This window comes from Paraburkholderia lebeckiae (genome assembly GCF_014201005.1).
Lineage (GTDB): Bacteria > Pseudomonadota > Gammaproteobacteria > Burkholderiales > Burkholderiaceae > Paraburkholderia > Paraburkholderia tuberum.
This window is the reverse complement of sequence record NZ_JACHDK010000001.1, coordinates 459,137-475,902: the sequence shown is the minus strand read 5'-3', so window position 1 is coordinate 475,902 and position 16,766 is coordinate 459,137. Positions and strand designations below refer to the sequence as shown.

At 65.4% G+C, this 16,766-nt stretch carries 15 protein-coding genes; 2 read left to right on the top strand and 13 right to left on the bottom strand.

Annotation, left to right across the window (positions count from 1 at the left end; genetic code table 11):
* The first annotated feature begins 59 nt into the window (after nucleotides 1-59).
* Nucleotides 60-1,106: a serine/threonine protein kinase gene (locus HDG39_RS02155; protein WP_409259143.1), complete on the top strand. Its 1,047-nt coding sequence runs from the start codon at nucleotides 60-62 to the stop codon at nucleotides 1,104-1,106.
* Between the two features lie 11 nt (nucleotides 1,107-1,117).
* Here the strand turns inward: HDG39_RS02155 and HDG39_RS02150 are convergent, their stop codons facing one another.
* The 12 genes from HDG39_RS02150 to HDG39_RS02095 all read right to left on the bottom strand — a co-directional run bounded on the left by HDG39_RS02150 (nucleotide 1,118) and on the right by HDG39_RS02095 (nucleotide 13,825).
* The gene (locus tag HDG39_RS02150) at nucleotides 1,118-1,291 is read right to left on the bottom strand and encodes a hypothetical protein (RefSeq protein ID WP_184003241.1); all 174 of its coding nucleotides are present in this window, start codon (nucleotides 1,289-1,291) and stop codon (nucleotides 1,118-1,120) included.
* A 34-nt stretch (nucleotides 1,292-1,325) separates the two neighbouring features.
* On the bottom strand, nucleotides 1,326-2,348 hold the full coding sequence (locus tag HDG39_RS02145) for an XdhC family protein (RefSeq protein WP_184002850.1): 1,023 nt from the start codon (nucleotides 2,346-2,348) through the stop codon (nucleotides 1,326-1,328).
* On the bottom strand, nucleotides 2,321-2,929 hold the full coding sequence (locus tag HDG39_RS02140; RefSeq protein ID WP_184002848.1) for an SRPBCC family protein: 609 nt from the start codon (nucleotides 2,927-2,929) through the stop codon (nucleotides 2,321-2,323). The genes HDG39_RS02145 and HDG39_RS02140 overlap by 28 nt, the downstream gene beginning before the upstream one ends.
* Entirely contained in the window at nucleotides 2,920-4,185 is a 1,266-nt protein-coding gene (locus HDG39_RS02135) for a vWA domain-containing protein (protein ID WP_184002846.1), read from the bottom strand. Before HDG39_RS02135 ends, HDG39_RS02140 begins: the two co-directional genes overlap by 10 nt.
* Before the next feature lie 11 nt (nucleotides 4,186-4,196).
* Nucleotides 4,197-5,078, bottom strand: a complete 882-nt coding sequence (locus HDG39_RS02130; protein WP_090802637.1) for an AAA family ATPase — start codon at nucleotides 5,076-5,078, stop codon at nucleotides 4,197-4,199.
* Between the two features lie 168 nt (nucleotides 5,079-5,246).
* Nucleotides 5,247-6,044: an FAD binding domain-containing protein gene (locus tag HDG39_RS02125; protein WP_184002844.1), complete on the bottom strand. Its 798-nt coding sequence runs from the start codon at nucleotides 6,042-6,044 to the stop codon at nucleotides 5,247-5,249.
* 28 nt (nucleotides 6,045-6,072) lie between these two features.
* The gene (locus tag HDG39_RS02120) at nucleotides 6,073-8,454 is read right to left on the bottom strand and encodes a xanthine dehydrogenase family protein molybdopterin-binding subunit (RefSeq protein WP_184002842.1); all 2,382 of its coding nucleotides are present in this window, start codon (nucleotides 8,452-8,454) and stop codon (nucleotides 6,073-6,075) included.
* Nucleotides 8,455-8,464: 10 nt separating this feature from the next.
* Entirely contained in the window at nucleotides 8,465-8,986 is a 522-nt protein-coding gene (locus HDG39_RS02115; protein WP_018419132.1) for a (2Fe-2S)-binding protein, read from the bottom strand.
* 420 nt (nucleotides 8,987-9,406) lie between these two features.
* Nucleotides 9,407-10,798, bottom strand: a complete 1,392-nt coding sequence (gene bcaP, locus HDG39_RS02110; RefSeq protein WP_184002840.1) for a branched-chain amino acid transporter BcaP — start codon at nucleotides 10,796-10,798, stop codon at nucleotides 9,407-9,409.
* A gap of 298 nt (nucleotides 10,799-11,096) precedes the next feature.
* Entirely contained in the window at nucleotides 11,097-11,753 is a 657-nt protein-coding gene (gene rqpR, locus HDG39_RS02105; protein ID WP_184002838.1) for a response regulator transcription factor RqpR, read from the bottom strand.
* A gap of 10 nt (nucleotides 11,754-11,763) precedes the next feature.
* On the bottom strand, nucleotides 11,764-12,651 hold the full coding sequence (locus tag HDG39_RS02100; protein WP_184002836.1) for a sensor histidine kinase: 888 nt from the start codon (nucleotides 12,649-12,651) through the stop codon (nucleotides 11,764-11,766).
* A gap of 403 nt (nucleotides 12,652-13,054) precedes the next feature.
* Nucleotides 13,055-13,825, bottom strand: a complete 771-nt coding sequence (locus HDG39_RS02095) for a ferredoxin--NADP reductase (RefSeq protein WP_018419136.1) — start codon at nucleotides 13,823-13,825, stop codon at nucleotides 13,055-13,057.
* A gap of 587 nt (nucleotides 13,826-14,412) precedes the next feature.
* Here HDG39_RS02095 and HDG39_RS02090 point away from each other — a divergent pair.
* Complete coding sequence (locus HDG39_RS02090) at nucleotides 14,413-15,567, top strand: NHL repeat-containing protein (protein WP_221305600.1); 1,155 nt, start codon at nucleotides 14,413-14,415, stop codon at nucleotides 15,565-15,567.
* Nucleotides 15,568-15,754: 187 nt separating this feature from the next.
* Here the strand turns inward: HDG39_RS02090 and HDG39_RS02085 are convergent, their stop codons facing one another.
* The gene (locus HDG39_RS02085) at nucleotides 15,755-16,711 is read right to left on the bottom strand and encodes an ABC transporter permease (RefSeq protein WP_184002834.1); all 957 of its coding nucleotides are present in this window, start codon (nucleotides 16,709-16,711) and stop codon (nucleotides 15,755-15,757) included.
* Nucleotides 16,712-16,766: the final 55 nt, after the last annotated feature.

Below are 16,766 nucleotides of genomic sequence, written 5' to 3'. Positions count from 1 at the left end.
CGATGCCACGCACGCATTGTGAGTCGCCGCCCTCGTCTTTACCCGCGGCGCGGCGCACAATGCGGGGCATGAACGACACCATTCCCGACAATTCCTATCCCGAGGCCGGCGCCGATGGCGCCGTGCCATTCGCGCGGCTCACGCCGGAAACCGTGCTCGACGCGATCGACGGCGTGCTCGCTACGACCGGCGTGCGTACCGACGGCCGTCTGCTGCCGCTCAACAGCTACGAAAATCGCGTGTATCAGGTCGGCGTCGAAGACGGTCCGCCCGTGGTCGCGAAGTTCTATCGCCCCGAGCGCTGGAGCGACGCGGCGATTCTCGAAGAGCACGCGTTCGTCGCCGAACTCGCCGCGCGCGAGATCCCAGCCGTGCCCGCGCGCGTGCTCGATGGCCGGACGCTGCATAGCTTCGACGGCTTCCGCTTCTCGGTCTTCGAGCGACGCGGCGGTCGCGCGCCGGATCTCGACCGGCGCGACACGCTGGAATGGCTGGGGCGTTTCATCGGACGCATTCATGCGATCGGGCAGACCCAGGACTACGTAGAACGTCCCACGCTAAACATCGACACGTTCGGCTACGAGCCGCGCGACTTCCTGCTCGCGCACCGTTTCGTTCCCGACGATCTGCGCACCGCGTGGGAAACCGTCGTGAATCTCGCGCTCGAAGGCGTCGCGTGCGCGTTCGAGCGGGCTGGCGAGATTCGCGGGCTGCGTCTGCACGGCGACTGTCATCCGAGCAACGTGCTGTGGACCGACGCGGGCCCGCATTTCGTCGATTTCGACGACAGCCGCATGGGGCCCGCGATTCAGGATCTATGGCTGCTGCTGCCGGGCGAGCGTGCGGAGGCGTCGCGCGCGCTGACCGATCTGCTCGCCGGGTACGAGGATTTCTGCGAATTCGAGCCGCGCGAGCTGTATCTGATCGAAGCGCTGCGCACGTTGCGGCTGATTCACTATCAGGCATGGCTCGCGCGCCGCTGGAACGATCCGGCGTTTCCGGCCGCGTTTCCGTGGTTCAACACGCAGCGCTACTGGGAAGATCGCATCCTCGAGATGCGCGAGCAGATCGGCGCGATGCAGGAAGGGCCGTTGTGGCCGGTTTGACGTCCTGACGGTCAAGGCGCCTGCGACGCCACATTCGACGACTCCACCAACGTCGATCTGACGATCACCTCCGCGCGCACGTCCCGCCCAATCGCTTCGATCGCGGGACGCATGCGCGTGAAATCGTCGGGCGTGCAGACGTCGCTGTCGAAATGGGTGGCGCCGTCGCGCGCGCCTGTCGACATTGAGCAAAGCACCTAATTGCGTGATGTCGACGGGCTACACGCTGCAAGCGGCGCCACCCGACGCCGCAATCTCCCGCGCGGCCTTCGCGCCTTCGACCTGCAATAGAGTCGGCAGCGACACGCCATTTTTCGCCGCCGTCACCTCCGCCAGAATCGACACCGCGATCTCGGGGGGCGTCCTGCTGCCGATATAAATGCCGACAGGTCCATGCAAGCGGGCCAGTTCGGCTTCGTTCAGATCGAACTCCTTCAGCCGCTCGCGTCGCGCGTGATTGTTCCTGCGCGAGCCGAGCGCGCCGACATAAAACGCCGGCGTCTTCAATGCTTCCATCAGCGCGAGATCGTCGAGCTTCGGATCGTGCGTGAGCGCGATGACCGCGCAGCGCTCGTCGAGCTTCATGTCGATCACGGTATCGTCCGGCATCGTGCGTACGATCTTCGTGCCCGGCACGTCCCATTCCTCGGTGTATTCCTCGCGCGGATCGCAGACCGTCACCTGATAATCGAGCCCCACCGCGATATGACACAGGTAACGAGACAACTGCCCGGCGCCGATCACTAGCATCCGGTAGCGCGGGCCGTGGATCGTCAACAGACGCTCACCATCGAAATGCACGCCGTCGGTCGCCTGCGCGTTGTCGAGCCGAACCGCGCCCGTCGTCATGTCGAGTTCGCGCGCGACGAGCCGGCCATTTTCGACCGCGTGACACAGCTCGGCGATGCCGCTTTGCCGCGTCAACGGTTCGAGCACGAGCTGGATCGTGCCGCCGCACGGCAGGCCGAAGCGATGTGCTTCCTCGGCGGTGATGCCGTACTTCACCGCCTCCGGATGTGTCTGCTCGATGCCCCGTTGCCGCACGCGATCGATCAGATCGTCTTCGATGCAGCCGCCCGACACCGAGCCCACCACGAGGCCGTCGTCGCGCACCGCGAGCATCGCGCCCTCGGGACGCGGCGACGAGCCCCACGTCTTCACGACCGTCACCAGGAGCGCACGATGTCCGTCCGCCAGCCAGCGGGCGCTGGTTTTCAGAACTTCGAGATCCACGCTGTCCATGATTTCTTCCCTTTCTTTGCTTCGCCGCCGGACTCGCCGTCCGCAGCCTCGTTCGATTCCGTTTGCTCGGAGGCGGATGCGGCTTCGGCTTCGGTATCCACCGGGGCGTCGCCTTCCGCTGTTTCATGAGCGCTATTGTCTCCCGAGAGCTGGGTGCTCAAGCGCTTGAAAAACTCCCCCGCAATCTTGCGCGCCGCACCGTCGACGAGCCGCGAGCCGATCTGCGCGAGCTTGCCGCCGACCTGCGCATTGGCGGTGTAGGAGAGCTTCGTCGCGGCATCGCCGTCGGCTTCGAGCGTGACATGCGTGTTGCCCTTGGCAAAACCCGCGGCGCCGCCCTGACCTTCGAACACGATCGTGTAGGTGTTCGGCGCGTCGATATCGGTCAGTTGCATGCGCCCCTTGAAGCGCGCCTTGACCGGGCCGACCGCCGCGCTCAGCGTGACCAGGTACGCGTTTTCGCCGTCCGGGTCGATGCTTTCGCAGCCGGGAATGCAAGCGCGCAGAATCTCGGTGTCGTTCAACGCGTCCCAGGTTTGCTGCTGCGCGACCGGCAGCGTATGAGTTTCGCTCAATTCCATGACGTTGCTCCTGCGAGTGTCGTCGCGGCGACGGCGTGGCGAGGCGCGCGCGTCAGTTGCGCGAGATCGTGGCCGAACGCTGCGAGACTGTCTAGATTATGAACCGGACGATGCGCGTCGACATACGGCAGGATCGCCTGCACGCCGCGCGCCTTCGGAGTAAAGCCGCTGAACCGCAGCAGCGGATTGAGCCACACGATGCGATGCGCGAAGCGTGCGAGGCGCGCCATTTCGGTATCGAGCACGTCGATCGCTTCGTGATCGAGACCGTCGGTAACGAGCAGCACCGTCGCACGACCTGTGAGCACGCGGCGCGCCCAGCGTCGGTTGAACTCGGCGAGCGCCGCGCCGATGCGCGTGCCGCCCGACCAGTCGACCACCTGGTCGCTGAGCGTCGCGATCGCGACGTCCGGATCGCGTTCGCGCAATGCGCGCGTCGCGTTCGTGAGCCGCGTGCCGAACAGAAACACCTGCAGACGTTCGCGCGACTGCAACAACGCGTGGCAAAAGTAGAGCACCGCGCGCGAGTAGTTGCTCATCGAGCCGGAAATGTCGAGCAGCAGCACGAGCGGCGGTTTGCGCTCGACCCTCGCGCGATACTTCCACACGGTCCAGTCGCCACCGGCGCGCACCGCATGCCGCGCGCTCGCGCGCAAGTCCGCATGCGTGCCGTGCGATGCCGCCTTCAGGCGCCGCGTCGATTCGGTTGCGAGCGGCAGCCGCTGGCCGCGAATCAGATGACGCAGCGTGCGCCATTCGTCGGCGTTCAGCGTGTCGAAATCGCGATGACGCAGCCGCTCTTGCGCGCTGAACGTCAACTGCGCATGCAACTCGTGCTGCTCGGTTTCCCGCGGCGCATTCAGATGCGGCGACGGTGGCATGCGTACCGCGAGCGCATCGGCGAGACGGTTGTTGCGCTTCGGCGGTGGCAGCCCGTCGCGCACTTTCGGCAGCAGCAGCGCGCGCAGCCTGCCTTCCCAATCGGGGTCGCGCCAGAACAGATCGAACGCGGCATTGAAGAGTTCGCGTTCGTCGGGCGCGGTGACGAGCAGCGCCGCAAGCGCGGCGTGCACGTCGTCGCGGCGGCCGAGGTCGATCCACTGCAACGCGGCGAGTGCGTCGACTGCTTGTGCGGGCGACATCGGCAAGCCGGCGCCGCGCAGCACGCGCACGAAATGGACGACGTTGCGCGCGAGCGTGGGCGCAGTGTGCTGGTTCGTGTCGTCGAGCCTGCCCGAGCCGGTTCCGTTCGTCATGCCGCCGACCCTCACCCGGACAGACACTGCGCGATCTGCGCGGCATCCACGCGCGCGAGATCGTCCTGATACTTGAGCAGCACGCCGAGCGTGTTCTGCACCGATTGCGGATCGAGCTCCGTGACGGACAGCGCTTCGAGCGCGCGGCACCAGTCGATCGTCTCGGCGATGCCGGGCGCCTTGAACAGATCCATGCCGCGCAGCCGATGCACGAAGTCGACCGCGCGCCGCTGCAATTGCGCCGACGTTTGCGGCGCGCGCGCGGCGACGATCTCCAGTTCGCGATCGCGGTCCGGATAGCCGATCCATTGATACAGACAGCGGCGCTTCAACGCGTCGTGAACTTCGCGCGTGCGGTTCGACGTCATGATGACGAGCGGCGGCTGCGTCGCGCGCACGGTGCCGTATTCGGGAATCGATACCTGGAAATCCGAAAGCAGTTCGAGCAGGAATGCCTCGAACGGTTCGTCGGCGCGGTCGATTTCGTCGATCAGCAGCACGCGCCGCGCGCCGGGATGGTTTTCGTCGGGCATGAGCGCCTGCAAAAGCGGACGCTTCAGCAGGAATTCGCCGCGATACAGCGTGTCGTTGTCGGGCCGCTCGCCGCTCGCTTCGGCAAGCCGCAGCGCCATGATCTGGCGCGGGTAGTCCCATTCATAAAGCGCGCTCGCGGTGTCGAGGCCTTCATAGCATTGCAGCCGCAGCAACGTGGTGCCGAGCATGCCCGCCGCGGCTTTCGCGAGCTCGGTTTTGCCGACGCCCGGCTCGCCTTCGACGAACAACGGCCGCTCCATGCGCAGCGCGAGATACAGTGCGGTCGCGAGCTCACGGCTCGCGAAATAGCGTTGGGCGGCGAGTTGGGCGAGGGTGTCGTCGATCGAAGCCGGCTGCATGGTGGTCCTGAATCTGCGCGACAGGCCATGGCAAAGCGTGACGCGAGTGAAGAACGCAATGGCCGCGAGCCCGGCGTCGAACTGTCGCGCCGGCTCGCGAAGTGAATGAAGCCGGCTTGCGCGCGCCGTGGTGAAGGCGCGGCAGGCCGGGGCGCCTAGCGAGGATCGCTAGGCATTTGCCTTCGTGACCGCGCGCGCGGCGAGCACCGGAATCAGATGCGCGCGATACGCGGCGCTCGCGTGCATGTCGTCGTTCAGCTCGTCGGGCGACACGCTCACTGCACGTGCCGCCTCGGGCGTGAAGTTCGTCGACAGCGCGCTTTCGAGCTCGGGCACGCGAAACACGGACGACGCCGCGCCCGTCACCGCAACTCGCACGCCGCTCGCGACCTTCGCGACGAACACGCCGACTAGCGCGAAGTGCGAGGCCGGATTGCGGAATTTCTCGTATGCGGCACGCTCGGGCACCGGAAACTCGACGGCGACGATCAGCTCGTCGGGCGCGAGCGCGGTCTCGTACATGCCGACGAAGAAATCGGCCGAAGAGATGCGCCGCCGGTCCGTGACGATCGTCGCATCGAGGCCCATCGCCGCCGCCGGGTAGCACGCGGCCGGGTCGTTGTTCGCGAGCGAGCCGCCGATCGTGCCGAGCGCGCGCACCTGGCGATCGCCGATGTTCGCGGCCAGCTCCGCGAGCGCGGGCAACACGCGCCGCACGTCCGCGTGTTCGGCGACGTCCGCGTGACAGACGGCTGCGCCGATCGTCACCGTGCTGGCGTCGACGGTGATCGTCCTGAGCGCGGGAATGCGCGTCACGTCGATCAGTTGCGATGGCTGCGCGAGACGCAGGCGCATCGTCGGCAGAAGGCTCTGGCCGCCGGCGAGGAACTTCGCGTCGCTGTCGGCGGCGAGGGCTGCGGCGGCCGCTTGCGGATCCGTCGCGCGTTGATACTCGAATGAATACATGTCGAATGCTCCGCTCAGGATCGTTGGGTCAGGCTTGCTTCGCCGCTTGAATCGCGGACCACACGCGATGCGGCGTGGCCGGCATCTGCAGATTGGTCACGCCAAGCGGCGCGAGCGCGTCGATGATCGCGTTGATCACGGCCGGCGGCGAGCCGATCGCGCCCGCTTCGCCGCAGCCTTTGACGCCGAGCGGATTGTGCGTGCACGGCGTGCCCTTCGACGTTTCGACCGTGAAGTCGGGCAGGTCGGAGGCATGCGGCATCGCGTAGTCCATGTAAGAGCCGGACAGCAACTGGCCGCTGTCGTTGTCGTACACGCAGCGCTCGAGCATCGCTTGGCCGATGCCTTGCCCGAGCCCGCCATGCACCTGACCTTCGACGATCATCGGATTGATCACGTTGCCAAAATCGTCGACCGCGGTGAACTGCTGGATGCGGGAGACGCCGGTGTCCGGATCGACTTCGATCTCGCAGATATACGCGCCCGACGGATACGTGAAGTTGGTCGGATCGTAGAACGCGCTTTCTTCGAGCCCCGGTTCGAGCACGTCGAGCGGATAGTTGTGCGGCACGTACGCGGCGAGCGAGATTTCCGCGAACGCCTTGATGCGGTCGGTGCCCGCGACGCGGAACACACCGTTCTTGAACTCGATGTCTTCAGCCGACGCTTCGAGCAGATGCGCGGCGATCTTCTTCGCCTTTGCTTCGATCTTGTCGAGCGCCTTCGAGATGGCCGAGCCGCCGACCGCGATCGAACGCGAACCATACGTGCCCATGCCGAACGCGATGCGGCCGGTGTCGCCGTGCACGATCTCGACGCTTTCGAGCGGAATGCCGAGGCGATCCGCGACCACCTGCGCGAAGGTCGTCTCATGGCCCTGGCCGTGACTATGCGAGCCCGTGAACACGGTCACCGAACCGGTCGGGTGCACGCGAATCTGGCCGACTTCGAACAGGCCCGCGCGTGCGCCGAGCGCGCCCGCGATGTTCGACGGCGCGAGACCGCATGCCTCGATGTAGCACGAGTAGCCGAGGCCGCGGCGCTTGCCGTTCTTTTCGGATTCCTGCCGGCGTGCGGCGAAGCCCTCGACGTCCGCGAGCGTGAGCGCGCGCGACAGGATCGCGTTGTAGTCGCCGGTGTCGTAGGTGAGGCCGACCGGCGTCGCGTACGGGAATTGGGTGATGAAATTGCGGCGGCGGATTTCCGCGGGGTCGAGCTTCATCTCGCGCGCCGCGGCTTCGACCAGACGCTCGACGACGAACGTCGCTTCCGGCCGGCCCGCGCCGCGATACGCATCGACGGGAACGGTGTTGGTGAAGACGGCCTTCACTTCCGCGTAGATCGCGGGCGTCGCATATTGGCCGGCGAGCAGCGTCGCGTACAGGATCGTCGGCACGCTCGACGCGAACGTCGACAGATACGCGCCCATGTTCGCGATCGTATGCACGCGCATCGCGAGGAACTTGCCGTCGGCGTCCAGCGCAAGCTCGGCTTTGGTCACGTGATCGCGGCCGTGCGCGTCGGAAAGGAACGCCTCGGAGCGCTCGGCCGTCCATTTGACCGGCCGGCCGATCTTCTTCGACGCCCAGGTGAGCGCGACGTCTTCGGCGTACAGGAAGATCTTCGAGCCGAAGCCGCCGCCGACGTCCGGCGCGATCACGCGCAGCTTCGATTCCGGCAGCGACAGCACGAACGCGGCCATCAGCAGCCGCTCGACGTGCGGGTTCTGATTCGCGACGTACAGCGTGTAGCTGTCGTCCTGCGCCGAATAGTTCGCGTTGACCGCGCGCGGTTCGATCGCGTTCGGCACGAGGCGGTTGTTGACGATATCGAGCGTGGTCACGTGCGCGGCCTTCGCGAACGCGGCGTCGGTCGCGGCCTTGTCGCCGTGGCCCCAGTTGTAGCAGACGTTGTCGGGCACTTCGTCGTGCACGGCCGCTTGACCCGGGTCGGCCGCATGCGCGGTATCGACGACGGCCGGCAGTTCTTCGTAATCGACTTCGATCAGTTCGGCCGCATCTTTCGCCGCCTTGATCGATTCAGCGATCACGAGCGCGACCTGATCGCCCACGTGCCGTGCTTTCGTATGCGCGATCACAGGATGCGGTGGCTCGTTCATCGGCTTGCCATCGGTGCTGTGGATCAGCCAGCCGCACGGCAGTCCGCCGACGTTCTCGGCGGCGAGATCCGCGCCGGTGAAGATCGCGATCACGCCCGGCGACTGTTTGGCCGTGCTCGTGTCGATGCTTCTGATCTTCGCGTGCGCGTGCGGCGAGCGCAGGAACACCGCGTAGGTTTGCTGCGGCAGCACGATGTCGTCGGTGTACTGGCCTTTGCCGGTCAGGAAGCGATAGTCTTCCTTGCGTTCGACGGCGGCGCCAATCAGGCTCTGTGTATCGGGTGCGTTCATCGTCGGCTCCTCAAGCGGCGGTTGCGCCGGCGGCATTCGCGCCGGCAGATGCGCTCGATGCGGCGGACTTCATACCCGCGGCGCCCTCGAGCACGGCCTTGACGATGTTGTGATAGCCCGTACAGCGGCATAGGTTGCCGTCGAGCTGCTCGCGCACCTCGTCGCCCGTCAGATCGGGTTGACGCTGCACCAGCGACACCGCGTTCATCACCATGCCCGGTGTGCAGAAGCCGCATTGCAGACCGTGACAGTGTTTGAACGCGGCCTGCATCGGATGCAGCGCGCCGTTGTGCGCGAGCCCTTCGATGGTCGTGACCTCGGCGCCATCGGCTTGCGCGGCGAGGATGTTGCAGGACTTGATCGCGCGGCCGTTCAGATGCACGGTGCAGGCTCCGCATTGCGCCGTATCGCAGCCGACATGGGTGCCGGTCAGACGGAGTTGATCGCGCAGGAACTGGACAAGCAGGGTGCCAGGGTCAACTGAGGCGCTCACGGGCGCGCCATTGACCGTCAGACTGATGCTGATCGCCATGAAGCTGTCTCCTATATTGATCGGAGCGAGCGCTTCGGCGTATCGATCCCTGCCTCGGCGCAGACCACGATCCCATGCAAGATAGTTGCTGTGGGTGAGACCGGACCTGTGATTGTTATTGCCCCTGCTTTGCTTCGACTGCGTGCTGACTTCGATTCGCTAGGTCCGATGAGGGTGCTACGGGTTTTACAAATCTGCCGAAAAGTAAAGCACAAATCGCGCGGGCGCGCTATGAGGGGAAGTGTGTTCGGCGCGCGCACGAGCGCACGAAGAGAACACGGCGGCCACGGAATGGGACGCCGCAAAGACAAGCGCCCCGTCTGCGGAGCATGACGGGGCGCATCGATAGATCAGCGGAAAGCGAGGCCACGCTCGCGAGCATTCAGCTCATTGGCGTGGCTTCATCGAAACGGCGCCGCATTACTTTGCCAGTTTCGAATGACGGCGCGAGTAGCCGAAATAGATGACCATGCCGATCAGCAGCCAGATCACGAACGCGCCCCACGTGATGCCTTGCAGATTCAGCATCAGGAACAGGCACGATGCGACCGCGAGCACCGGCACGACCGGCACGCCAGGGCAACGGAATGCGCGCGGCAGCTCTGGGTGCGTCTTGCGCAGCACGAGCACCGCGATCGACACCATCGAGAACGCCGCGAGCGTGCCGATATTGATCAGCTCGGCCAACACATTGAGCGGCACCAGCGCGCCGATCAGGCCGAAGAAGATACCGACGAGCCACGTCGTGAAGAACGGCGTCGCGAAACGCGGATGCACTTTCGACAGCTTCGCGGGCAGCAGGCCGTCGCGCGACATCGCGAAGATCACCCGCGTCTGACCGTAGGCCATCACGAGAATCACGGTCAGCATGCCCAGCACGGCGCCGAGGTCGATGAAGCCCGCGACCCAGTTCTGCCCCGCGAGTTGCAGCGCGTACGACACCGGGTGCGAAATGCCGATGAACTTCCCGGACGGCACGATGCCGGTGACGACCGCGGCCACGGCCACATACAGCACCGCGCACACGCCGAGCGACGCGATGATGCCGATCGGGAGGTCGCGCTTCGGATTCTTCACTTCTTCGGCCGCCGACGACACCGAGTCGAAGCCGATGAACGCGAAGAACATCACCGCGGCCGCGCCGAACACGCCGCTCCAGCCGTGAGGCATGAACGGGTGCCAGTTGGCCGGCGTGACATGAAACACGCCGACGCCGATCACGAGCAGTACGACGACGACCTTGATCGCAACCATGATGTTGTTGATTCGCGCGGATTCGCGCACGCCGAGCGACAGCAGTGTGGTGATCGCCATCATCACGAGGAAGGCGGGCAGGTTGAACAGCGTTTCGTGTCCGGGGACGGCGCCGGGGGCCGCGCTCAGCGCCATCGGCAGCGACACGCCGAAGCCCGACAGCAGCGACTGCAGATAGCCGGACCAGCCGACCGACACCGCCGACGTCGCGAGCCCGTACTCGAGCATCAGGTCCCAGCCGATGATCCACGCGGCCAGCTCGCCGAGCGTCGCGTACGAGTACGTGTAGATCGAACCGGCGACCGGAATCGTCGATGCGAATTCAGCGTAGGCGAGCGCGGCGAAGCCGCAGGCGATCGCCGCGATCAGGAACGAGATCATCAGCGCGGGGCCGGCCTGTAAGGCGCCCGTGCCGGTCAGCACGAAGATGCCGGTGCCGATGATGGCGCCGACGCCGAGGAAAGTCAGGTCGAGCGCGCCCAGCGCCTTTTTCAGGCCGGCGGTCTGAGCGCTCGCCGCAAGCATGTGCTCGACGCTCTTTTTGCGAAACAGGGACATTGGCGTGGGTCTCCAGTGGTGCACGCGTGTTGCGCGCCGAATGTCGGGAAAACCCGCGATTCTAGCGGATGCGTGTCGCCGGGCTGGTCCGTGCGGCGTCTTCTGGGCCAAGGCGATGGGCGGAAACTCCCGCCAGGAGATCATTTCGAGATGGTCTTGCGGTGCTGGAAGCGGGGCGGCAGTGAAGCTATTTACTGAATAGTCAATCGATGAGGATGGAATCTTTCCGTTTGCGCCGGCGCCACGATCGGACGACCGCGGCGCAACACCGCGGGCACGGCTGGCGGCGTCTGCTGGGCTAGCCCGCCATTGCGGGATTCAGATCGACGAGGCGGTTGCTCATTACATAGAAGGTCAGCTCGGCGTTGTTGCGCAGCTTCATCTTGTCGAGCAGCCGCGTGCGGTACACGCTGACCGTCTTCACCGACAGCGACAGCGCGGCCGCGATATCGGTGAGACGTTTGCCTGACGCGAGCATGCACAGCGTCTGGTACTCCCGATCGGACAGCTTTTCGTGCGGCAACTGCTCGCCGTCGAACGACACGTAGTCGGCGAGCGCCTCGGCCATCGCGGGGCTCACGTACTTGCGGCCCGCCGCGACCTGCTGGATCGCGCCGATCATCTGCGCGGCATCGACCGTCTTCGACAGATAGCCGGATGCGCCGGCTTTCAGCGCGCGCACCGCGTACTGGTCCTCGCGGTACATCGAGAACATCAGCACCGCGACGCGCGGCGCCTTGCGCTTCAGGCGCTTGAGCACCTCGACGCCATTCATGTCGGGCAGCGAAATGTCGAGCAGCACGACGTCGAAGCTCTGGTGGACGACCAGGTCGAGCGCTTCGGAACCGGTTTGCGCTTCGGCGACCTCGCGCGCGACGCCGCGATCGAGCAGCAGATGGCGAACGCCCTGGCGAACCACCGCGTGATCTTCGACGATCAGAATGCGCAGGCTCATGGTCGCGGGCTCACGATTGCAGCGCGCGCCGGGCGGCGCGCGGCGTTGGGGCGGCCGCGAGCAGCGCGTGCCACGCGAAGCGGGCCTGGATCAGGGTGCCGCGCGGGGGGATGGCGCCGTTGTTGCCAGCGCCGCTGTCCTCGCCACGACCGACGCTCGTGCGCCTCGCGCTGATTCGCAGCGTGCCGTCGAACGCGGCGCAGCGCGCCTGCATGCCGGCGAGGCCGAAATGACCGCCCGTTTTTTTCTGGCCACCGCGTTCGCGCGCGCCGCGCGGCAGGCCGATGCCATCGTCGCTGACGAGGAGCCTCAGATGACGCGCACCGGTTTCGACGCGCAGCTCGGCGCAGGTCGCGCGCGCGTGCTTCGCGACGTTGTTCAGCGCTTCCTGCGCGACGCGGAACACGCCGAGCGCGGCATCGGCGGGCAGGCGCGCGAGCCGCGCGTCGACGCTGCAGGTGAAGGTGGTGCGCAAGCCGGTGCGCATGGAGAAGTCGCGGGCCCAGCACTCCAGCGCGCCGGCGAGGCCTGTTTCGAACGACGGCGCGTGCAGTTGCGCGATGGCGTCGCGATTTGCCGCCTGCACGGCGTCGAGCGAACGATTCGCGACCGCGAGCGCGGCCGCGCATTGCGGCGGCGCGTCGGCGGGCAGCCAGGTTTCGATGCCGGCGAGCGCGAAGCGCGTCGCAGTCAGCTCGGCGCCGACGCCGTCGTGCAGCTCGCGCGCGACATGACGGCGCACGCTTTCCTGCGCATCGACCAATTCGGCCGACAGCTCGCGTACCCGCGAACGCAGCCGCTCGATCTCGCGCGCGGCGAGCGATGGCATGTCGAAGCCATCACGCTGCGCGGACGAAGCCAGCGCAGCGTTGAACGGGACGGCGGTCGACGTATCCATGAATTTCCCTCTCAGGAAGCGGAGTGGACGGCGAAGCGGGCACGCGCAGACGGAATCAACGCCTGCGAATCACGAGGTTTCGCGTCGGACGAAACACGATGGCCCAACGTAACGAAATTTACATTCAGTAACAACTTGGGCTGACGACGATCGGTGCATGAATTCGTCTGATCTCGCGGCGCGATGATATCTCAAAAAGATTAAAAAAGCAGTCGCAGCAAGGCTTAGCGCGGAGTCTTCAGAGATCACATGATGTTTACCGCAGACTCGTGCTGTCAGAGGAATTCTGACAGCGAAGGTAATGCAACGGGCTCCGATTTGTAACGGAGCAACAAAAAAGGAGCCGGAGGCTCCTTTTTTGGAATTCGCGGCGCGCGGGCCGCGAAGAAGAATGCCGGCCGGCTTAGCCGACGAAGGCTTTTTCGACCACGTAATGGCCCGGCTCGTTGTTGCTTCCTTCCTTGAAGCCCGCGTCTTCGAGCAGCTTGCGCGTGTCGCGCAGCATGTGCGGGCTTCCGCACAGCATGACGCGGTCGTCCTCGAGCGAGAAACCCGGCACGCCGAGGTCGGCGAACAGCTTTTCGGTTTCGATCAGCTCGGTGATGCGGCCGCGGTTCTGGAACGCTTCGCGTGTGACGGTCGGGTAGTAGAGCAGCTTTTCCTGTACGAACTCGCCGAGGTGTTCATGCGCCGGCAGGTGCTCGGTGATGTATTCCTTGTACGCGAGTTCGTCGACGAAACGGCAGGTATGCGTGAGGACCACGCGCTCGTAGCGGTCGTAAATGTCCGGATCCTTGATGATCGACATGAACGGCGCGAGGCCCGTGCCGGTGGACAACAGCCACAGCGTCTTGCCCGGCAGCAGGTTGTCGGCCACCAGCGTGCCGACCGGCTTCTTGCCGATCAGCACTTCGTCGCCGACCTTCAGGTGCTGCAGACGCGATGTGAGCGGGCCGTCCTGCACCTTGATGCTGAGGAATTCGAGATGTTCTTCGTAGTTCGCGCTGGCGAGGCTGTATGCGCGCAGCAGCGGCTTGCCCTCGACCTGCAGGCCCACCATCGTGAACTGGCCGTTTTCGAATCGGAACGACGGATCGCGCGTGCAGGTGAAGCTGAAAAGCGTATCGGTCCAGTGATGGACGCTCAGGACGGTTTGTGAATTCAGGTTGCTCATGGCTTCTTGGATAGTGCGAAAACAAAGGCTGCCAGTCGTCTGAGCCGGCCGGCACGGCAAGGGGCGATGCTGCGCTGACCCGTGGTCGGGACTCCCGCGCAATCCGCCATTTTACCGTGCCCGCCGGGGCGGGGCCGCGGCGCGGCGGGCGGGCGTGGTAAAGCGGGTTGCCAACCGGGAAGCGGCGGCGCCGGCTTGCTGGCGCCGCGAAGTACGTTGGCGTGAGTGCGGCCGTGCTTCAGCGGGGTACGGCGATTCGGCGAACGCCGCGAAGGGCGGCTGCCATTGGCTGCCCGGCAGGCGCGAAAGCGACGCGCCGCAAGGGCGACATTTTCAGGATGATACCGAAAGGCGGCGTGCGCTGCAGCATTGACCCTGCTGATAAAACTGGCAAATGGGGCGGAACCCTGCCGGCGCCATCGAGCTCGACTCGCTTTCGACTATCGTTTGCGCGCCGCGACTTTTTGGGGAATACGCACGACGTTGCCTCGTTTACGCAGGACGCGAGTCGCGCTAAGCCAGGCAGTGCGGTGGCTGGGCGACTCGTCCTGGCGGCTGCGGCCGCCCATGCGAGTAGGAGGCGTCAAATGGAAGCTTCTCGTGCGATTTCTGCATTCGGTTCATACACTGGCTTCGACGGGTTGGCGATACAGGCACGCGCATCGCGCCGCGTGCGTCGCGCGGTGTGTCGAGCCGGTCTGCTGGTTTTAGCGTTGGGGACGGTCGGGGCCGAGGCGCAGGAGGCGATTTTGCCGCCGCAGTCGGTGACCTCATCGACCGTGCCGGCCAACGGCGACGTCAATCCGTACGGCATGGCGTTCGTGCCGGCCGGCGTGCCGTCCTGGAGCACGCTCAAAACCGGCGATGTGGTGGTGTCGAATTTCAATGCGAAGTCGAATCTGCAGGGAACCGGTACGACGATCGTCAAGCTCGTGTCCAATAGCGATCCGGTGACTTTCTTCCAGGGACACAATCTCGGTCTCACGACGGCGCTCGCCGTGCTGAGAAGCGGCTTCGTGCTGGTGGGCAATGTGCCGACCACGGATGGCAAGAACGTCGTCGCGCCGGGCTCGCTGCTCGTCATCAATCCTCAGGGCGGGCTCGTCAAGGAACTGAAAGATCCCAACCTGCTGGACGGCCCCTGGGATCTCACCGTGATCGACGGGGGGCGAGTCGTCCGGGTCTTCGTCTCGGATGTGTTGAACGGGAAGGTCGCGCGGATCGATCTTGCCGTCGGCGAGGATGGCGTTCAGATGCTGCCTAGCTCGACCATCATCGCGTCAGGCTATCTGCACCGCACCGACCCAGCGGCACTCGTGGTCGGCCCGACAGGCTTGGCTTACGACCCATCGCATGACGTGCTTTACGTCGCCTCGACCGGTGACAACGCGGTGTTCGCCATTTACGGCGCTGCGGGCGCGAAACACGATGGCGGCATCGGCCGGATGATCTATCAGGACAACAAGCACCTGCACGGTCCGCTTGCGCTGGCGCTCGCACCCAACGGGCATCTCGTGACCGCAAACGGCGACGCGGTCAACCCCGACCCGAAACGTCCCAGCGAAATCGTCGAGTTCACCGTCGACGGACAATTCGTCGCTCAAATGTCGGTCGACCCTGCGCCGGGCTCCGCGTTCGGCCTCGCATTCGGCCTCGATAGCAAGCGCCACTTGCAGTTCACCGCGGTAGACGACGCCACGAATACGGCGACCGTCTGGACGTTGCGCACCGACAGTCAATAAGGAAACCGGGGACGACGATCGGGGACGTCGTGACGCGTCGGGGACGCGTCACGGTCACACGGTTTCGCGGCGAGTCTGTCGGTACACAGATATGGGTCGGGGGCGGCGATTGTGGCAGCAAGCCTCGGCCAAGTAAGGAAATTCTGTCCGATGGAATTGATGACGCCAATTCGCGGGTGCCGCTTGCTCACACCGCCGGCACCCGCTTTTTTCCGCGCTGTTTCAACACGCGCGCCTGCAGCACGATCACGAGTAGCAGGAACACGCCGCGAATCACGGATTGCCAGTACGCGGACAGACTGATGAACCCGAGCCCGTTCTCGAAGTTCAGCAGATTGAACACGAGCCCGAGCAGCAGCACGCCGGCAATCGTCATCGCGACGGAACCCTCGCCGCCGGTCAGCAGCGTGCCGCCAAGCACGACCGCCGAAATCGCGAACAGCTCCCAACCGACGCCTTCGTTAGGCTGCCCAGCGCCGAACTGCGCGGCGAGAATCACGCCCGCCATGCCAGCGAGCAGCCCGCTGACCGCATAGGCCATTACCAGCGTGCGGTCGACGTTCAGCCCCATCAGCCGTGCGGCCTCTTCGCTGCCCCCGATCGCGAGCGAGTGCCGCCCGAAGCGCGTGCTGCGCAGCGCGAGCCAGCCGGCGACCGCGGCGACGAGCGCGACGAGTCCCGGAATCGGCAGCCCGAACAGGTCGCCCTGACCGAAGTTGCCGAAGTTCGAATCGGCCGCGATCGATACCGCGTCGTTCTTGCCGAGCAACAGCGCGACGCCGTGGGCGCCGAGGCTCGTCGCGAGTGTGACGATGAACGGCAGGATCTTGAGCCGCGTGATGATGACGCCGTTCAGCACACCGACCGCGAGCCCGGCCAAGCAACCCGCCAGCACCGCGACCCAGCCGCCGAAGACGCTCGTCAACGCGGCGACCACGCTCGCGAGCGCCGCGACCGTGCCGACCGACAGATCGATGCCGCCCGTGATGATCACGAAGGCCATGCCGATGGAGATCAGCGCGAACATCGAGTTGTAGCGCCAGAACGACGTGATGTTGTACGCCGAGCCGAAGTGGTCGTAGCGCGCGAGGCCAAAGACGACGAGCCCCGCGAGCGCGAGCAGGATGGGAAGATTCTTTTTCATCGCACCGAATCCGGAAAGGTTGCCCGCAGATCGTGAAAATGAGCGTGAGCGCAAG